The organism is Chryseobacterium tongliaonense (genome assembly GCF_041224435.1).
Classification (GTDB): domain Bacteria; phylum Bacteroidota; class Bacteroidia; order Flavobacteriales; family Weeksellaceae; genus Chryseobacterium; species Chryseobacterium tongliaoense.
On sequence record NZ_JBGFFD010000007.1, the window covers coordinates 161,449 to 176,594 of the forward strand.

Annotated in this window: 13 protein-coding genes and 5 tRNA genes; 8 read left to right on the forward strand and 10 right to left on the reverse strand. The window is 36.0% G+C overall.

Annotated elements, in window-relative coordinates; genetic code table 11:
- The first annotated feature begins 374 nt into the window (after positions 1-374).
- From AB8P06_RS15325 to AB8P06_RS15335, 3 genes are all read left to right on the forward strand, one after another.
- Positions 375-1,040, forward strand: coding sequence for a DUF2461 domain-containing protein (locus AB8P06_RS15325; protein ID WP_369843059.1), 666 nt, complete (start codon positions 375-377; stop codon positions 1,038-1,040).
- Between the two features lie 459 nt (positions 1,041-1,499).
- Positions 1,500-2,294 carry an FkbM family methyltransferase gene (locus AB8P06_RS15330; RefSeq protein WP_369843061.1) on the forward strand — a complete coding sequence of 265 codons (795 nt, stop codon included), beginning with the start codon at positions 1,500-1,502 and terminating at the stop codon, positions 2,292-2,294.
- Between the two features lie 9 nt (positions 2,295-2,303).
- Positions 2,304-3,776 carry a lipopolysaccharide biosynthesis protein gene (locus tag AB8P06_RS15335; protein ID WP_369843062.1) on the forward strand — a complete coding sequence of 491 codons (1,473 nt, stop codon included), beginning with the start codon at positions 2,304-2,306 and terminating at the stop codon, positions 3,774-3,776.
- Between the two features lie 3 nt (positions 3,777-3,779).
- Here the strand turns inward: AB8P06_RS15335 and AB8P06_RS15340 are convergent, their stop codons facing one another.
- The 5 genes from AB8P06_RS15340 to AB8P06_RS15360 all read right to left on the reverse strand — a co-directional run bounded on the left by AB8P06_RS15340 (position 3,780) and on the right by AB8P06_RS15360 (position 9,175).
- Positions 3,780-4,817, reverse strand: coding sequence for a hypothetical protein (locus AB8P06_RS15340; RefSeq protein WP_369843064.1), 1,038 nt, complete (start codon positions 4,815-4,817; stop codon positions 3,780-3,782).
- Positions 4,818-5,016: 199 nt separating this feature from the next.
- Positions 5,017-5,871, reverse strand: coding sequence for a glycosyltransferase family 2 protein (locus AB8P06_RS15345; protein ID WP_369843066.1), 855 nt, complete (start codon positions 5,869-5,871; stop codon positions 5,017-5,019).
- Between the two features lies 1 nt (position 5,872).
- On the reverse strand, positions 5,873-6,667 hold the full coding sequence (locus AB8P06_RS15350; protein WP_369843068.1) for a class I SAM-dependent methyltransferase: 795 nt from the start codon (positions 6,665-6,667) through the stop codon (positions 5,873-5,875).
- Positions 6,668-6,675: 8 nt separating this feature from the next.
- Positions 6,676-8,076, reverse strand: coding sequence for an aspartate ammonia-lyase (aspA, locus tag AB8P06_RS15355; RefSeq protein ID WP_369843070.1), 1,401 nt, complete (start codon positions 8,074-8,076; stop codon positions 6,676-6,678).
- Between the two features lie 70 nt (positions 8,077-8,146).
- Complete coding sequence (locus tag AB8P06_RS15360; RefSeq protein WP_369843072.1) at positions 8,147-9,175, reverse strand: N-acetylmuramoyl-L-alanine amidase; 1,029 nt, start codon at positions 9,173-9,175, stop codon at positions 8,147-8,149.
- Between the two features lie 136 nt (positions 9,176-9,311).
- Between AB8P06_RS15360 and AB8P06_RS15365 the strand changes: the two genes are divergently transcribed.
- The 3 genes from AB8P06_RS15365 (at position 9,312) to AB8P06_RS15375 (ending at position 9,604) form a co-directional block, all read left to right on the forward strand.
- A tRNA-Ser gene (locus AB8P06_RS15365) sits at positions 9,312-9,396 on the forward strand.
- A gap of 15 nt (positions 9,397-9,411) precedes the next feature.
- Positions 9,412-9,486 (forward strand) — tRNA-Pro (locus AB8P06_RS15370).
- Positions 9,487-9,530: 44 nt separating this feature from the next.
- A tRNA-Arg gene (locus AB8P06_RS15375) sits at positions 9,531-9,604 on the forward strand.
- Positions 9,605-9,700: 96 nt separating this feature from the next.
- Here the strand turns inward: AB8P06_RS15375 and AB8P06_RS15380 are convergent.
- Positions 9,701-10,267, reverse strand: coding sequence for a hypothetical protein (locus AB8P06_RS15380; protein WP_369843074.1), 567 nt, complete (start codon positions 10,265-10,267; stop codon positions 9,701-9,703).
- 382 nt (positions 10,268-10,649) lie between these two features.
- Here AB8P06_RS15380 and AB8P06_RS15385 point away from each other — a divergent pair.
- Positions 10,650-10,724, forward strand: a tRNA-Pro gene (locus tag AB8P06_RS15385).
- A 26-nt stretch (positions 10,725-10,750) separates the two neighbouring features.
- A tRNA-Arg gene (locus AB8P06_RS15390) sits at positions 10,751-10,824 on the forward strand.
- A gap of 426 nt (positions 10,825-11,250) precedes the next feature.
- Here the strand turns inward: AB8P06_RS15390 and AB8P06_RS15395 are convergent.
- From AB8P06_RS15395 to AB8P06_RS15410, 4 genes are all read right to left on the reverse strand, one after another.
- On the reverse strand, positions 11,251-11,553 hold the full coding sequence (locus AB8P06_RS15395; RefSeq protein ID WP_369843075.1) for a hypothetical protein: 303 nt from the start codon (positions 11,551-11,553) through the stop codon (positions 11,251-11,253).
- 12 nt (positions 11,554-11,565) lie between these two features.
- A complete protein-coding gene (locus AB8P06_RS15400) occupies positions 11,566-12,258 on the reverse strand; it encodes a recombinase zinc beta ribbon domain-containing protein (protein WP_369843077.1) in 693 nt (230 codons plus the stop codon).
- 557 nt (positions 12,259-12,815) lie between these two features.
- Entirely contained in the window at positions 12,816-13,640 is an 825-nt protein-coding gene (locus AB8P06_RS15405) for a helix-turn-helix domain-containing protein (protein ID WP_369843079.1), read from the reverse strand.
- Between the two features lie 70 nt (positions 13,641-13,710).
- Positions 13,711-14,754: an SDR family oxidoreductase gene (locus AB8P06_RS15410; protein WP_369843081.1), complete on the reverse strand. Its 1,044-nt coding sequence runs from the start codon at positions 14,752-14,754 to the stop codon at positions 13,711-13,713.
- Between the last annotated feature and the right edge of the window lie 392 nt (positions 14,755-15,146).

Below are 15,146 nucleotides of genomic sequence, written 5' to 3' on the forward strand. Positions count from 1 at the left end.
AAAACCTATCAAACAATATTTTTTTTTATTAAATTGGTTTGATTTTTTCTGTTATATTAATGAATTTTCAAAAATAAAACCCTGGAAAGCAAATTTTTCTTTTTGATATTCTTTTTCAAAATACTTGAATTTTTTTCACAAAACCATCTTTTATCCGGCTTGACAGCACTATCCAATATTGCAGCCGTATTCTAAAGATTAAAGTTTTAAAAGCTTATAGTTTTTAAAAAACTATAAGCTTTGAGTCTCATTTGAAAGCTTCAAAGCTTAACCCTCTGGGGCATTGAGATATGAATAGTTTTATGTAAATTTGGTTAACAGTTGACCTTTCATCCAAACCGAAAAGTCTCAACGATAATTTTAAACTAAAAAATATGTCAGCCACCATTTCTGCTAAAACTTTTGATTTTCTAAAAAAGCTAAATAAAAACAACAACCGTGAATGGTTCACAGAAAACAAAAACCTGTATACGGAATCCCAGGAAAATGTCATTTCTTTTCTTGAAGACCTGATTAAAGAAATGAGTGGTTTTGATGAAGAACTGGCCAAAATAGATGCTAAGAAAGCATTATTCAGAATTTACAGGGATACGCGGTTTTCAAAAGATAAGATTCCGTATAAAACCAACTTCGGGGCTTCTCTTGGAATGGGAAAAGGCAGCCAGAAAGGAGGATATTATCTTCATCTGGAACCTGGAAAATCATTTTTAGCCGGTGGAATTTACATGCCTGAATCTTCAGTGTTGAAAGAAGTACGAAAAGAAATTTCATTGTATGGCGATGATTTCCTGAAAATCTTAAACCATAAAGATTTCAAAAAACATTTTCCGGAACTTGATCAGGATGATAAACTAAAAAAAATACCACAGGGCTTCGAAAAGGAAGATCCTATGGGAGAATACTTAAAACTGAAAAATTTCATTGTGATTTACAATCTGAAAGATGAGGAGGTTCTGGATAAAAATGCAGTAAAAAATCTCACAAAGATTTTCAAACTGATCAAGCCATTTAATGATTTTCTGAATACTCCGTTTCAATAATTTTAATTAATTGCAGGGACATCATTTTCTTACCTGAATATTTTAATGTAAATGTTCATGTTTTTTAACACCTGAATTTTTTTCTCGCAGATTTTGCTGATGTGGCAGATTTTTTTCTAAATTACACTTTTCCGTATCACCTATTAAGTATTTGATACGCAAATGTTACATATCATATTTTAGATTAAATATCCTGAAAATAAAGGTCATAAGTTTATGAGGATAATCAGCACCAATAATTTTATTGCAGCTGAAAATCCATACATTTTAAACAATTTAGCAGGAAAAATCCAGTGGCTTTGCGATTAACTTCTATGTTCACAATAATGTACTAAATTTCAATTCTATAAGAAAATCTTCAGCAGAACTAAATACTGATAATCAACCTATTACATTCATTTAATTTTAACACCCATTTAACATTTTTGCTTATCTTTGCTAACTGTCAAAAAAACAAGAATGTCTTTATACCAAAGAATTGCAGAAAACCTACAATACATCAGCCCCGGATTTTATAAAAAAAGATTCTTTAAGAGCTTAAACCATCTTTCAAAAAATAATTTTTCGGCACGGAATGTAGAACCGGAATTGGTCTGGATAAAGGAATATTTGCCTCAAAACGCTGTAATTTTTGACATTGGAGCCAACGTCGGAACTTTTTTATATCAACTGGAAAATAAACTGAATCATCAGAATATTTATGCTTTTGAGCCAAATAAAAAACTTCACGACCGTTTAAAACGACTGTTTCCCACGATGAGAGTCCTTCCTTTAGCTCTTTCTGATGAAAATACGATTGCAGAATTTAAAGTTCCCATTATTAACGGAAAAATGATTGCATCAAGGGGTACGCTGAATACCTCGTATAAAGAAAAAGGTGAAGAAAAAAGCTATACAGAAAAAGTACAGGTTATTAAGCTGGACGACTGGGCACCCACAGTTTCTTTAAACAAACTCGATTTTATCAAGATAGATGTTGAGGGCAATGAAATGAAGACCCTTTTTGGAGCTAAAAAAACAATACAGCAGTTTCTACCGACCTTAATGGTTGAAATGGAACAGCGGCACCATAACACCCCAATCTGGAATGAGATTGCCGAAGTGGAAAACTGGGGATATGAAGCCCGGTACTTAAACAGAAATACTTTTGAACTTGACAAACTTACAGAAGAAATCATTGCAGAAAATACCAACGACGAAAAAAACAAAACGGAGTATATCAACAATATTATTTTCATTCCTAAAAACCAATAAAACAGCATTATGAGTGTAGTAGCAAGGCAAGGCTTTAAATATTCCATCATTGGTTATATCGGTTTTCTGCTGGGAACTATTTCCGCGATTTTCATTTTTCCGAATAATTTTGAATTTTACGGAAAGCTTCGTTATATCCTTCCCAGTGCGGAGCTTCTCGTTCCTTTTGTTGTTATGGGAATTTCCTATTCCAATGTGAAATTTTTTCATACTGTAGAAAAAGACGGAAAAGAACAAAATATGCTTTCTCTATCTTTACTGGCAGTTTTTGTCAATTTTCTTATCTTCCTGATCCTGTTTTTTATACTCCCCTATCTGTTTCCGCAATTCAGAAATACGGAAGCCTGGAAGATCAAGGAAATCATTCTTCCGTTGGTTCTGATTCTTTCTTTTTGTGCTATTTTCAATAAATATACTTCCAATTACAAAAGAATCGTTGTATCCAATATTTTTGATAATCTTTTCCCGAAAATAGCAAACTTAGGGGCTTTTCTGCTGTTCTTTTTTATTTCTTCCCAGTCTGCCTATCTGTTTTTCTTCGGAGTATTTGTTATGATGCTGCTCGGCTACGTTTATTACACCAATAAGCTGAATAAGATACAGCTGGATTTCAGCACCGATTATTTTAAAAAGAATAATTTCTGGAAAGAGTTTTTTAATTACAGCTTTTTTGGTTTCCTGGGAACATTCGGAAATTATCTGGCCATTAACAGTATTATGATCGGTGAATTTATGGGAATGGAAGAAAACGGAATTTATGCTGTTTTGTATGCTTTGATTTCTCTTATTTCTATTCCTCAGTTGGGGCTTTTCAACGTTTCAGCACCGATTATCAGTAAAACGCTTGCAGACGGCGATATGACAGAATTGGATCGTTTCCATAAAAAAACCTCTCTGACACTCTATTTTTTAGGTGCTGTTCTGTTCTCCTGCATTATGGTCGGATTTCCTTATCTGACTCATTTTATGCCCAAAAACGGCGTCATGCTAAGAGAATACGAGCCTGTAGTCTGGATCTGGGGATCGGCAGTTTTAGTTGATCTGGCAACAGGATTTAACGGCAATATTATTTCCCTTTCAAAATATTACAAATTCAATATTATCGTCATGCTCCTATTGGCGGGATTAACAGTTGGATTAAATCTTTATTTTCTTAAGAATACGGATCTTAAGTTAATCGGAATCGCCTTGTCTACAGCGATTTCGTTAACAACTTATAATGTGATTAAAATCCTTTTCAATTACTTTATGTTTAAAGTTTCGCCGTTATCGATTGAGATGATTTTCGTGTCAATTATCTGTACTTTGGCGATTACAGTGGCGATTGTTTTGCCTACTTTCAGCAATAATCTCATTAATTTGATTTACAAACCGACTGTAGTATTGGTATTGATTTATATTGGAAATTATTTCACAAAAATATTTCCGATTGAAGATTATATGAACATGAGATTCATTAAAAGTATTCTGAAATTTAAGTAAGAATTATAAGCTGTTTAGCACCTGTTCCAGGTTTGCAAGAACTGCAGTCTTACTAAACTTTTCATTGAAATCGAATGCCGTGTTTTTAACCGTTTTAAACTGTTCAATTATATTTTCCGTTTCAGGAATAATAAATTCTGATTTTGAGGGATAATTCTTTGGGAAAACGGCTATTTTCCCGTACTTGATGGCGTCTCCAAGATTTCCGGTCATCTTTGTGACTCCATATATTTCCGGCTGGCTGAAAAATTCAGTCTGCTGTTGAACAGGGCACCACAAAACATCTGCTTTAGACATCCAGTGTTCAAAATCATCTGATGAAACCCGCTCTGTGAAATATTTAACCGTGATATTTTCCGGTACATTTTCAGATAATTTTTCAAGCTCTTTCAGTTCGCGGTTTTGAGCTTTCCCAAGAAATATAAAGCTGTAAGGTTCTGAAACACTGCTATTCCGGATCATGTTAAAAATATACTGGTAATCTCTTCTTTTTTGAGAAACACTACCGGGAATCACGACAATCAATTCATTATCTTCCTTTTTTTCAAAATTTCCTGTATAAAAAAGAGGCAGGAATTTATAGGTATCTGAAGATAATTCCGGATCTAAAACCATGAGGTTCTTTGCCTGTTTATAGGGTTTTGACACATAAAAAAGTCCTTCTTTCCACCACAATTTAAGCCGGTAAATCACATCTTCTTTAAAAATGCTTTTTATTAAACCCCATTTTGATGTTTGAGGAAAATTCAGATTATGTACAATAACAGCGGTATTGTATTTTTGTGTGATGGCAAGGAAAGTATTAAAATAGCGGTGAACCGTTCCGATGATCACCATATCATAGTCTTTATTTTTCAGCTGATCTGTGATCATTGAGCTATCGGATAAAAAAACAGCTTCCTGATCTTCCCGGATCTGATCTCTGATCTTTTTCGAAAAATAATAATCTACCGTAAATTCACGGGAATCGTGCATAATATCCATGAAAGCCCGGGCAATTTCCGCATGGGTGTCTATTTCTATGTAGGCTATTTTTTTCACTGTTTTATGAATCAATTTAACTGATCTTTTTCTAAACACAAAGATCGCAAAGTTTTATTTAAAATAATTGTATCTTTCAAACTCACAAGGAGTCAGCATTTAGCAATGTTTAAAAGGCATTACCCAGAAAATCCTTTGATCAATTTTTCAAACATTCATTTTACGGTTTTACAATTTTACGATTTTGCCCTTTAGCAATTTACCTATTCAGCCACTTCTTTTTCAGAGTTTTCCAACGGTAATCATTAATAACTTTCTGTTCTTCTTTGGTAATTTTCAATTCAAGATTTTGAGATCTACAGTGCTCGTATGCTTTAATGATTTTAAAGAAAAATGACACCGACTTACTTTTCGTAGCCTCTTTGAATGCCGCAATATAGGCCAGGGATCTTTCCAATCCCAGGAAATAAAAATACCTTCCGTAATAATCGGATTCCCGTACCGTATAATCGGCACCCTTGACCTTAATTAATTTAACATGAAGTTCCGGCAATACGATTTCTTTCCAACCAGAATTTTTCAGTAAAACAGAGTCTATATTATCCCAGCCCAGCGTTTCTCTCAAACCGCCAATCTGAAGAAAACATTCTTTACGGTAAGATTTCACAGGGCCTCTTACGTGCTGTTTATTTGAATTCCCTTCATACACCCAATTTCCGTTTTTCTCGATGTAGAGTAAACCGCCAATCAAACCGTAGTCAGGGTTTCTCCGGAAAGAATCTTCTATGGTTTTCAGGTAATTCGGGGATAGAATAATGTCTGCATCAAACTTACAGATAATATCAAAATCATCAAGAGATTGGGTTTCTAAACCTTTTTTAAAGGCATTGACAACCTTTGAGCCCGGCTGATGAGCCGATTTCTGAAGGTCAACCGTTTCAAAACGCGGGTCTTTATCCGTATAATTCCTGATGATTTCAGGGGTTTTATCCGTAGACCCATCATTCACCACCACTACTTTAAAATCTTTAAAGTTTTGTTGCAGTAAAGAGTCTAAAGTAAAGGCAAGATGATCTTCTTCGTTATGGGCAGGGATGATAATTAGAAATCTCAACTTATTTTTTTATTTTCAAATTTACTTCAAATAAAAATTCCGGCTCCTGCAATGTTTGGAAAGGTTTCGTTTTGAAATCACCTTTGATGAAAACAGCGCACATCGAATTGGCTACATGATACAGATTCTGATGAAAAGCTTTTGGTAACCCGTCTAAAATTCCCATAAAAACTTCATATCTTATTTTTTCGGGATTAAAAGCGTAATCATGCCATACGACTACCGAATTTTCATGTACAAGATTTTGAAAAACCTGCTGTGTATCGTTTTTTACCATTTCATAAGAATGGTCTCCATCGATAAAAACAAGATCATATTTCCGGTTTAAGCCTTTAAAGTCAAATGTTTTTGAATTTCCTTCAAGGTGAAGGATTTTCGGGTTTTTCTTTGAAATAATTCCGTGCAGTTCAGCGTACTTTTTATTGAGTCCGAGCGTGATAATTTCTTCTTTGGAAAGGTTGAATGTTGTACAGTCATCAATAACTTTAGCTACATTCCAGACACTTTCACCTCGCCAGGTCCCGATTTCAAAAAAGTTTTTTTTTCCTTTTGCCAGAGTTTTCAGTAAAGCCAGATCTGTAGGAAGTGAACCGCCATCTAAAAAGCAAAGATCAACGGTTTCATCGAAATCTTCACTCAGATCGGAAAGCCTGATCTGAGGAAGAGTTTCCAGATGTGGATATTTTTTCAGGAATTCTTTTTTCCTTGCTTCATTGTCATTCAATATCAAATTAAGCAGGCTTGGTTCCTGGGCTATATTTTGAAATGCCTGAACGGTTTTTTTGATTTTACTCACCGAAAATACTATTTGTTATGAGGTTTAAGCATGTTTTTAGGATCAAGTATTTCATCCAGTTTTTCCTGGGAAAGGATTCCTTTTTCCAGAACTAAATTGTAAACGCTTTTTCCTGTTTCAAGAGCTTCTTTGGCAATTTGTGTTGATTGCTTGTATCCGATATAAGGGTTAAGAGCCGTTACGATACCAATGCTGTGTTTCACCATGTTCAGGCAAACTTCTTTATTGGCAGTAATTCCGACAACGCATTTTTCACGAAGGGTATCAAGGGCATTGCAAAGGAAATTAATGTTTTCCATGATAGCATGAGAAAGTACCGGTTCCATTACGTTAAGCTGTAATTGACCTGCTTCTGCAGCAAAAGTTACCGTTAAATCATTTCCGATTACTTTAAAGCATACCTGGTTAACGACTTCCGGGATTACAGGATTTACTTTTCCCGGCATGATGGATGATCCCGGCTGCATCGGAGGTAAATTAATTTCGAAAAGCCCGGCTCTCGGTCCTGAAGAAAGCAGCCTTAAATCGTTACAGATTTTTGACAATTTAACCGCAAGGCGTTTGGTTGCTGAAGAATAGATTACGTAAGAACCTGTATCAGGTGTTGCTTCCACCAGATCCGGTGCGGAAACTACAGGAAAGCCGGTTACCTGAGCTAAGTTTTTAGCACAAAGTGAGGCATACCCCACAGGAGCATTCAGCCCTGTTCCGATAGCCGTAGCGCCCATATTAACTTCTACAAAAAGGCTGGCATTGTTATTCAGCTTTGAAATATCTTCTTCAAGATTGGCTGCAAACGCTTCAAACTCCTGCCCTAAAGTCATAGGAACGGCATCCTGAAGCTGGGTTCTGCCCATTTTGATGACATCCTGAAATTCCTGGCCCTTAGCTCTGAAAGCATCCACTATTTTCTGAAGCCTGTCAGCCAATCCTGCATTCATCTGCAACAGTCCCATTTTTATTGCTGTAGGATAAGCATCATTGGTAGACTGAGACAGGTTGATATGGTCATTCGGAGAACAGAATTCATATTCTCCTTTATTTTTCCCTAATTTTTCTAAAACCCTGTTGGCGATCACTTCATTGGCGTTCATATTGATTGAGGTTCCTGCCCCACCCTGGATCATATCTACAGGGAACTGGTCATGAAGCTGGCCCGCAATGATTTCGTCACAGGTTTCCGCAATTTTGAAATACAGGTTTTCTTCAAGTAGGCCTAATTCATAATTGGTTTTAGCGGCAGCTTTTTTCACAAAGGCTAATCCTCTGATAAATGCCGGATAAGATGAAAGAAGCTGTCCCGAAATTTTGAAGTTATTGATTGCCCTTTGAGTCTGAACGCCATAATAAGCATTAATGGGTACGTTAAGTTCGCCCAACAGATCGCTCTCTTGTCTGAAATTTTCCATTACAGATTTTTTAAGTGTTTTATAGGTTTTAAATATAGCAAAAACGCACCTTAACCGATGCGCTTTAAATTTATTTTACTGGATATTTTTGATTCAAAGCCTGTAGTATTGCCCATGTTTCGGCATCCATGATCCCGTCATAGTTTTGTGGACGGAAATGATATTGAAAAGCTTCTATTGTTTTTTTGGTTGCATCGTCCCAGTTTCCGCTCGGTTCTATACCATATCCGAATTTTTGTAATTGGGACTGTACATTAAAGATAAATGAGGGTTCATTGTACTTCATCGGAAGTTCTGTGGAAACTGCCAGCTCATAAAAACTCTGCTTTATGGCTTCATCATACCACATTCCTATCTGGTATTCATCATATAATTTTTTCCATGGAAACATCGGACCGGGATCCTGTTTTCTTGTAGGAGCAATGTCAGAATGTGCCAGTACATTAGTTGGCGGAATCTGGTATCTTGTTACAATATCTTTGGCTAATGCTGCTACCTTTTTTACCTGATCATCACTGAAAGGAGCGAAAATTCTTTTTCCTGTTGTATCAGCAGTATATCCGGTATTTACAATTTCAACACCGATGGAATTGTCATTGAGATTTTTATCATTCCTCCAGGTGCTTATTCCTGCATGATAGGCGCGTTTATTCTCGTCCACCAACTGATAAATTTCGTTATCTCCGGTATTGTTTACCAGATAATGTGCACTTACCGATTGTTGGGTAAGTACGGTGATGGATTTATCATCCGGCAATGCTGTATAATGCAATATTAAATACCGCTGTCTGAAATTTTGGGCAACTGCAGGAAAATAGGTCTTTACCACTTTGTATCCTGCAGGTTTTGCAGAAACGATTGAACCGTAACTTGCAGTATTATCATTTTTTGTAATATCGCCCACATTGGTAGTAAAAAATTCCACTCCATGTTCATTGGAAATTTGTGGTTTCTGTTTTTCCTGAACCGGTGTTTTTACCACTGTTTTAGGCTGTGTTACTGGACTTTTAGGTTTGTAAGTAGTGTTTTTCACGTTCTGCTGTGAGGTGCATGAAAAAACGAAAGCGCTTAATCCGATGATATATAATGTTTTACGCATTAGTGTATTTTTTTAACCGATTATTAGCTCAAAAATACGGAAATTTTTCTTGAAAAATATTTGGTAAATAAAGAAATCTATTCTATATTTGCACTCGCAATAACGGAATAACGATCATTAAAAAATCAAGATAAAAGGAGGGTTGCCGGAGTGGTTAACGGAGCAGTTTGCTAAACTGTCGACGCGAAAGTGTCGCAAGGGTTCGAATCCCTTACCCTCCGCTTTCTTTATATATTCGGGGCGTAGCGTAGTCCGGTCATCGCGCCTGGTTTGGGACCAGGAGGTCGCAGGTTCGAATCCTGCCGCCCCGACTTTTTTAACGCGCTTATTTAACTAGGCGAGAATCAACTTTTAAGGGTGCGTAGCTCAGCTGGATAGAGCATCTGCCTTCTAAGCAGACGGTCAAAGGTTCGAATCCTTTCGCGCTCACAAAAAACTCACAATTTACTTGTGAGTTTTTTTGTTTTTACCGGTTTCCACTATTCAAAAATAAAAACTTTTTGTGATCGGGGCATTAAGCTAAAGTTAATTATCTGTAAAATATTGCCCAAACCATTGATCAAAACGTTCTTTATGTTTTTCCTGTGCAGCTTTAATCAGCGGATCCGGTTTTTCAATACGGTTTAGGCTGTAATCATCCTTCATCCATTTTAAATATTCGTTTAAATCTTCACTTTCTTCATATTCCTCTTCATCTTTATAAAAATAGACTTCACCAAACTCCACCGAAATTTCAGTATCATAAGTCAGCTGATGTAAAAGCTGTAAAATGTTTTCAGCAACAATATGGACTCCGCCTTCATCTCCAAAGACCGCAACAGGCATCTGGTTTAAGAGTTGATCTGTCCCGTCATTCCAGATTGCATAAAATGAACCCGAACCATTGGCCTGGCCAAAGGGTAACAGTCGACTTAAAAAGTTTTCATTGTCGCTCCAACTTTTCAACCCGGATTTTTCGTCGATTAAAACTCCAAAACCCTGTGAATAGTTTTCAAAAGAAGAAATATGGTTTTGGAAATAGATTAGTTTTTCCAGCTCAGCCGGGATCTCTGTCAGTCCTAAATTTTCTTTAAATTCTGAGATATCGATCATAATTTAGTTTAGATTTTATTTGAACAAAAATAAAGGAAGTTTTTTCTTTTTTATAATTTCACTAACTACAAAAAAATCTACACCATTTAAATAAAAGAACTATAATATATCTACAATGCTTTTACCAGAAACAACAATTCCAAAACTGAATAAATTTGTGATAAGCTCAGATTTTACCGAAAATACTTTTTTAAACTCACTATTTTATTTTAAAACAGAAATACTTAAAATTCAGCCCAGTAAACTTCATTAGTCTTATTGTATATTTTTACACTCTGATAAAAAATGCATTTTTTTCAATTATTTGTTTTTTTTATCAAAAAAAGTATATATCTTTGCAGCCGCAAAAACAACGTAATATACGTCGTTTATGATGACCAATCGGGGCGTAGCGTAGTCCGGTCATCGCGCCTGGTTTGGGACCAGGAGGTCGCAGGTTCGAATCCTGCCGCCCCGACTTTTTTTAAATAAAGATTCCGATATGGGTGCGTAGCTCAGCTGGATAGAGCATCTGCCTTCTAAGCAGACGGTCAAAGGTTCGAATCCTTTCGCGCTCACTTAATGACACCATTAGGACAATTTAGGTCAAATGGTGTCATTTTATTTATAAATCCTTGTAATTCAGTCTATTTAGAATATTTTTCACCCTTTTACCTTATTTTTTAAAGCAAAAATTTTTTCTTAAAAAACAAATGTTTTATCTTTTTTAGAGGATTTTTCGATTAAAGCTCCATATTGTTGCTACGAACCTGACAGGATTCGAACCTTTTCAAAAATATTAAATAGCTGAAAATCAATCAAATACTAAAAATGGTTTTTTTATGTAGAACAAAAAGTTCGAAAAGACAAGCCCATCAAGTTATCTATACAGGATCTCGAACACTTTAAAAGCTCCGCAAAAAAACTGTTTTTCAGCGTTTTATATAAATACAATTTAAAATATCAGCTTTACTCTGAAAAATCAAAAACTAATCAATCAATTTTTAGATATTTTTTAAGTTTTGTTCATACCCTAAAAAATATAATTCTTTAAAAAATTCAACTATTGCTTGCTCTGTCTGCTGACCATGGATTTCTTTTATTCTAGAAAATGAAGGAGTTAATCCAAATATGTTCTTAACACTTTCTGATAACATTTTTTCAATATTCCCTTTTATTACTTTTACTTTCTCCGGAAAAAACAACCTGATAATTCTCTGTTTGGTTATAGTATCTGAATTTTCATAAAACTCCCCTAAGTGGTTAATTATGTAATCAGTCCCCTTTTCTATATGTTTTTCAGCCACTATTTTTAAAGCCTACTGTCTCAATTTATCAGTATTATCTTTTAAAGATTCCTGACAACGACTTCTTATTAGTATATAATCATCATAGTCAATATTCCCATTTGAAAATAGCTTTTGTGCATTGAATCCCCTATCAATCAATTTTTCCATTTCTTTCTTTATCTCCTCTTTTTTCTGAACATAATCATGATGTTCTTCACCGTAAATTTCCTTTGAGATACTATTGGCAAGTTCTAAAAATGGTTCTACCACTCTATTATTCTTAAGAAATGAGAGAAAACTCAAATTGATAACGTCAGCTCTTACCCGGTATGAACAACGTCCCATACAATGGTAATAATAATATTTTTTAGTATGTCCCTGCGATCCACTTCCTGTAAGCGTATTTCCACAATTAGGACATTGTAGGACACCTCTAAAAATTAAATTTTCATTGACTATCCTTTTTGAAGTTAGTTTCTTAGGATGGTTTAAATCTGCGTCTTTTATTATTCTTTGAACATGATCAAATAAAACTACAGGTATAAGACGCTCATGAGTACTCTCAACAATTCTTTCAGCTTTATCTTCGAATGCCGGAATTTTTATTTTACCACAATAAATAGGATTTCTTACCAGCCGGTAAAAAGCACTTCTACTGCAATTAAGCCCATTTGATACCGCATCCTTGTATATTTCAGTTAAACAATATTTATTTTGTCTCACTATAGCTGTAAAAGCCTTACTGAACTCCTTGCGGTACCGAGAAGTAAGTTCGAGACAATCCTAGAGATCCCCGCTTTTAAGGAAATGTTCTGGCATATTAATCAGAACCATCATATTGCCGCACAAAGGCGCAGGGCTCATGCTATACATCTCAGTGCACAAAACGGTATGAAATCTTTTCGTTTTTGTATCCTCAGCTTGTTGAAAGATTTCCCACTAGCCAAATTGCCTCATACCTTGGCATCACCCGCGAAACATTGACCCGGGTGCGGAAAGGATTGTGAACTTAATATAAACCTGTTAATGAATCGACATTAAACCGCGTCCTCCTCTCGTCTGGGAAGTGAGGGTTGGTGTTAAATTAATGTTTTTTTTAAAATTTCTTTCTTGTCTGTCGGTAATCTAATCGTTTTCTGATTTAATCAACTATTTACATAAAGGGAAAAATTCTTGTTAAGATCGATGCCTTTCCGTAAATCAAGTTTTACAACGGATACCTAACTCTACCCCTCTTTCGTCGCTTTTGTTTTGACTAAATTATTATATAAACATCAGAATTAAGCTTCATCTTTTTTGGATTCTTCATGTATTTTCCTTCTTCCGATCAATTGGGTTGGCGGATGTCCAAACAGTTTTTTAAATGCAAAGGAGAAATGGGAGAAATTTTCAAAACCAAGATCGAGATAAATCTCAGAAGGTTTTTTGCCATTTTTATCGATAAGATGATACGCTTCTTCCAATCGTTTCTGTACAAGCCAATGCCTTGGAGTAGTATGGAATATCTTTTCAAAATCACGTTTGAAAGCGGATAGGCTTCTGTCTGTCAGATAGGCAAAACGCTCGATACTCACATTGAACCGGTAATTGCGGTTCATAAACTCCTCAAGATTTATTTTCTCAGGACTGGTAAAGTCAAAAAAAACATTGGCAAGTTCAGGATTTACCTTGAGGAGCACCAGTAAAAGTTCGGTCCTCTTGATATCCAAAAACTGTTCTTCCATAACTCCGTCCTCATTAAAATAGGGAATTATCGATTCCATAAAATTTTTGACCAGCCTATCTTTACCTAAGGGAATAATCGCACCTACTGTTTTACTACCTTCAGCTGTGAATCCATAGGTATCCTTAAAAGTCTTTAAAAAATCCTGTTGGAATAAAATGAATATCTTTTTGAAGGCTCCATCCTCCGGCTGTTTAATATATTTTGCCAGATGGTTCCTTCTAGCTATACCATAATCACCGGACTGGATTTTATATTCCTTATGTCCATCATAAACAAGCATCGAGCCCGAAACCAGGTACATAAAACAATGGTCCGGGATAAACTGCTCTGCACCGAGAGAAGGACTCATATAACAGGAAGCAATACTTGATTCTTTCATAGTATAAATTTAACAATTATTGCTTTACCTGTGGTCCCTTCAAAATAAGATTACCGCGATGCATAACTTTTTATTTTTTTATCAGACCTAGCTCCAACATAGAATTTGCCGTGGCCATTACCGCTTCCTCACTGGAGCGAGGCGACCAGTTTAGTAATTGCTTTGCTTTGTCACCGCTCGTTTCCGCATATTTACCAAGTAATGTGGCCAGCATCCTTAACGATGGATTGAATATTGCCGCTGTTCTGACAATCCAATTGGGCATTTCTTTGGTAGGAACCTTTGCTGCTACCTCCCCTAGATTTCTCTTCAATATTTTAGCAATATCAAGCATTGAAAGTGCATTACCCGTGGTAGCAAGATACCTCTCCCCTGCTGCTTTCGGATGGGTCATGGCAAGGAGATGCAGATCAGCAACATCACGCACATCCACATGGCAGCAATATACTTTTGGACATGCTTTTATCTCACCTTCCAGCATTTTCTTCACTACCTGATTGGAATGGGAGTAATCTGTACCGAGAACAGGTCCCATTACTGCCACCGGATTGACCGTTGAAAGTTCAAGACCGCCTCCTTCATTACTGATAAATTCCCACGCGGTTTTTTCTGCAATTGTTTTTGATTTTTGATAAGGATGAAGATTTGCCTTAAGATTCGACCAGTCTTTTTCAGTGTACGGCGTTGTACGGTTTATATTTCCCATAGCTACTGCTCCATAGGCCGATGTTAGCACTACCCGTTTAACACGGGCTGCCCTCGCTGCTTTCAGTACCCTTAACACGCCTTCTTTTGCCGGGATGATCATTTCATTCTCATGGTTAAAGTTAACAATTGGTGTCGGGGATGCTATATGCAGCACATAGGTGCAGCCTTGTACAGCCTCATTCCAGTTGCTATCCTTCGAAAGGTCAGCCTCAATAAAAGTAAGCTCTTCAAAAGAGCTTATACCCCCTTTTTTCAGCATATCCTTCACTTCATTCTGCCTGTTAAGCGAACGCAGTGTTGTTCTGACTTTATACCCTTGTTCAAGTAATTTTATTATACAATGAACAGCAATGAAACCGGAGCCGCCTGTTACTAGCACTCGTACTCCACGATTTGTATCTGACATCTTCTTTGAATTTATAATACAAAGATCGCCCGTAAAACCCCTAACCAGTTTTGCTGTAAAGTCCAAATTTATTGTGCTAGGAAGTCCAATTTAATAATTCCGTGGTTTGTCTAAATAAATGTGGATTTATAACTAAAGGCCTGACAAGGATTTACCGGCAGTAGCTTCTTAACTAATTTTAATCTTTCATACTTACATTTTTTGTCAGAATCCTGGCAGGAAATTTCACATGGCTAAAAAAAGAGTCTAACGGTAAATTTAAATATGGCAGTTCGAGAAAAAGTAGATATCAACACCTAAGAAAAATTTAGCCGCATTAATGACCGTACTAAAATATAAGCTCCTTCTCACATTGATTTTAAAATAATAACCACTTGCATTTTTTTTATTTG

Coding starts and splice junctions, on each gene's coding strand:
- AB8P06_RS15325 (WP_369843059.1), top strand. CDS start 375: ATGTCAGCCACCATTTCTGCTAAAACTTTTGATTTTCTAAAAAAGCTA.
- AB8P06_RS15330 (WP_369843061.1), top strand. CDS start 1,500: ATGTCTTTATACCAAAGAATTGCAGAAAACCTACAATACATCAGCCCC.
- AB8P06_RS15335 (WP_369843062.1), top strand. CDS start 2,304: ATGAGTGTAGTAGCAAGGCAAGGCTTTAAATATTCCATCATTGGTTAT.
- aspA (WP_369843070.1), bottom strand. CDS start 8,076: ATGGAAAATTTCAGACAAGAGAGCGATCTGTTGGGCGAACTTAACGTA.
- AB8P06_RS15360 (WP_369843072.1), bottom strand. CDS start 9,175: ATGCGTAAAACATTATATATCATCGGATTAAGCGCTTTCGTTTTTTCA.
- AB8P06_RS15380 (WP_369843074.1), bottom strand. CDS start 10,267: ATGATCGATATCTCAGAATTTAAAGAAAATTTAGGACTGACAGAGATC.
- AB8P06_RS15405 (WP_369843079.1), bottom strand. CDS start 13,640: ATGAAAGAATCAAGTATTGCTTCCTGTTATATGAGTCCTTCTCTCGGT.
- AB8P06_RS15410 (WP_369843081.1), bottom strand. CDS start 14,754: ATGTCAGATACAAATCGTGGAGTACGAGTGCTAGTAACAGGCGGCTCC.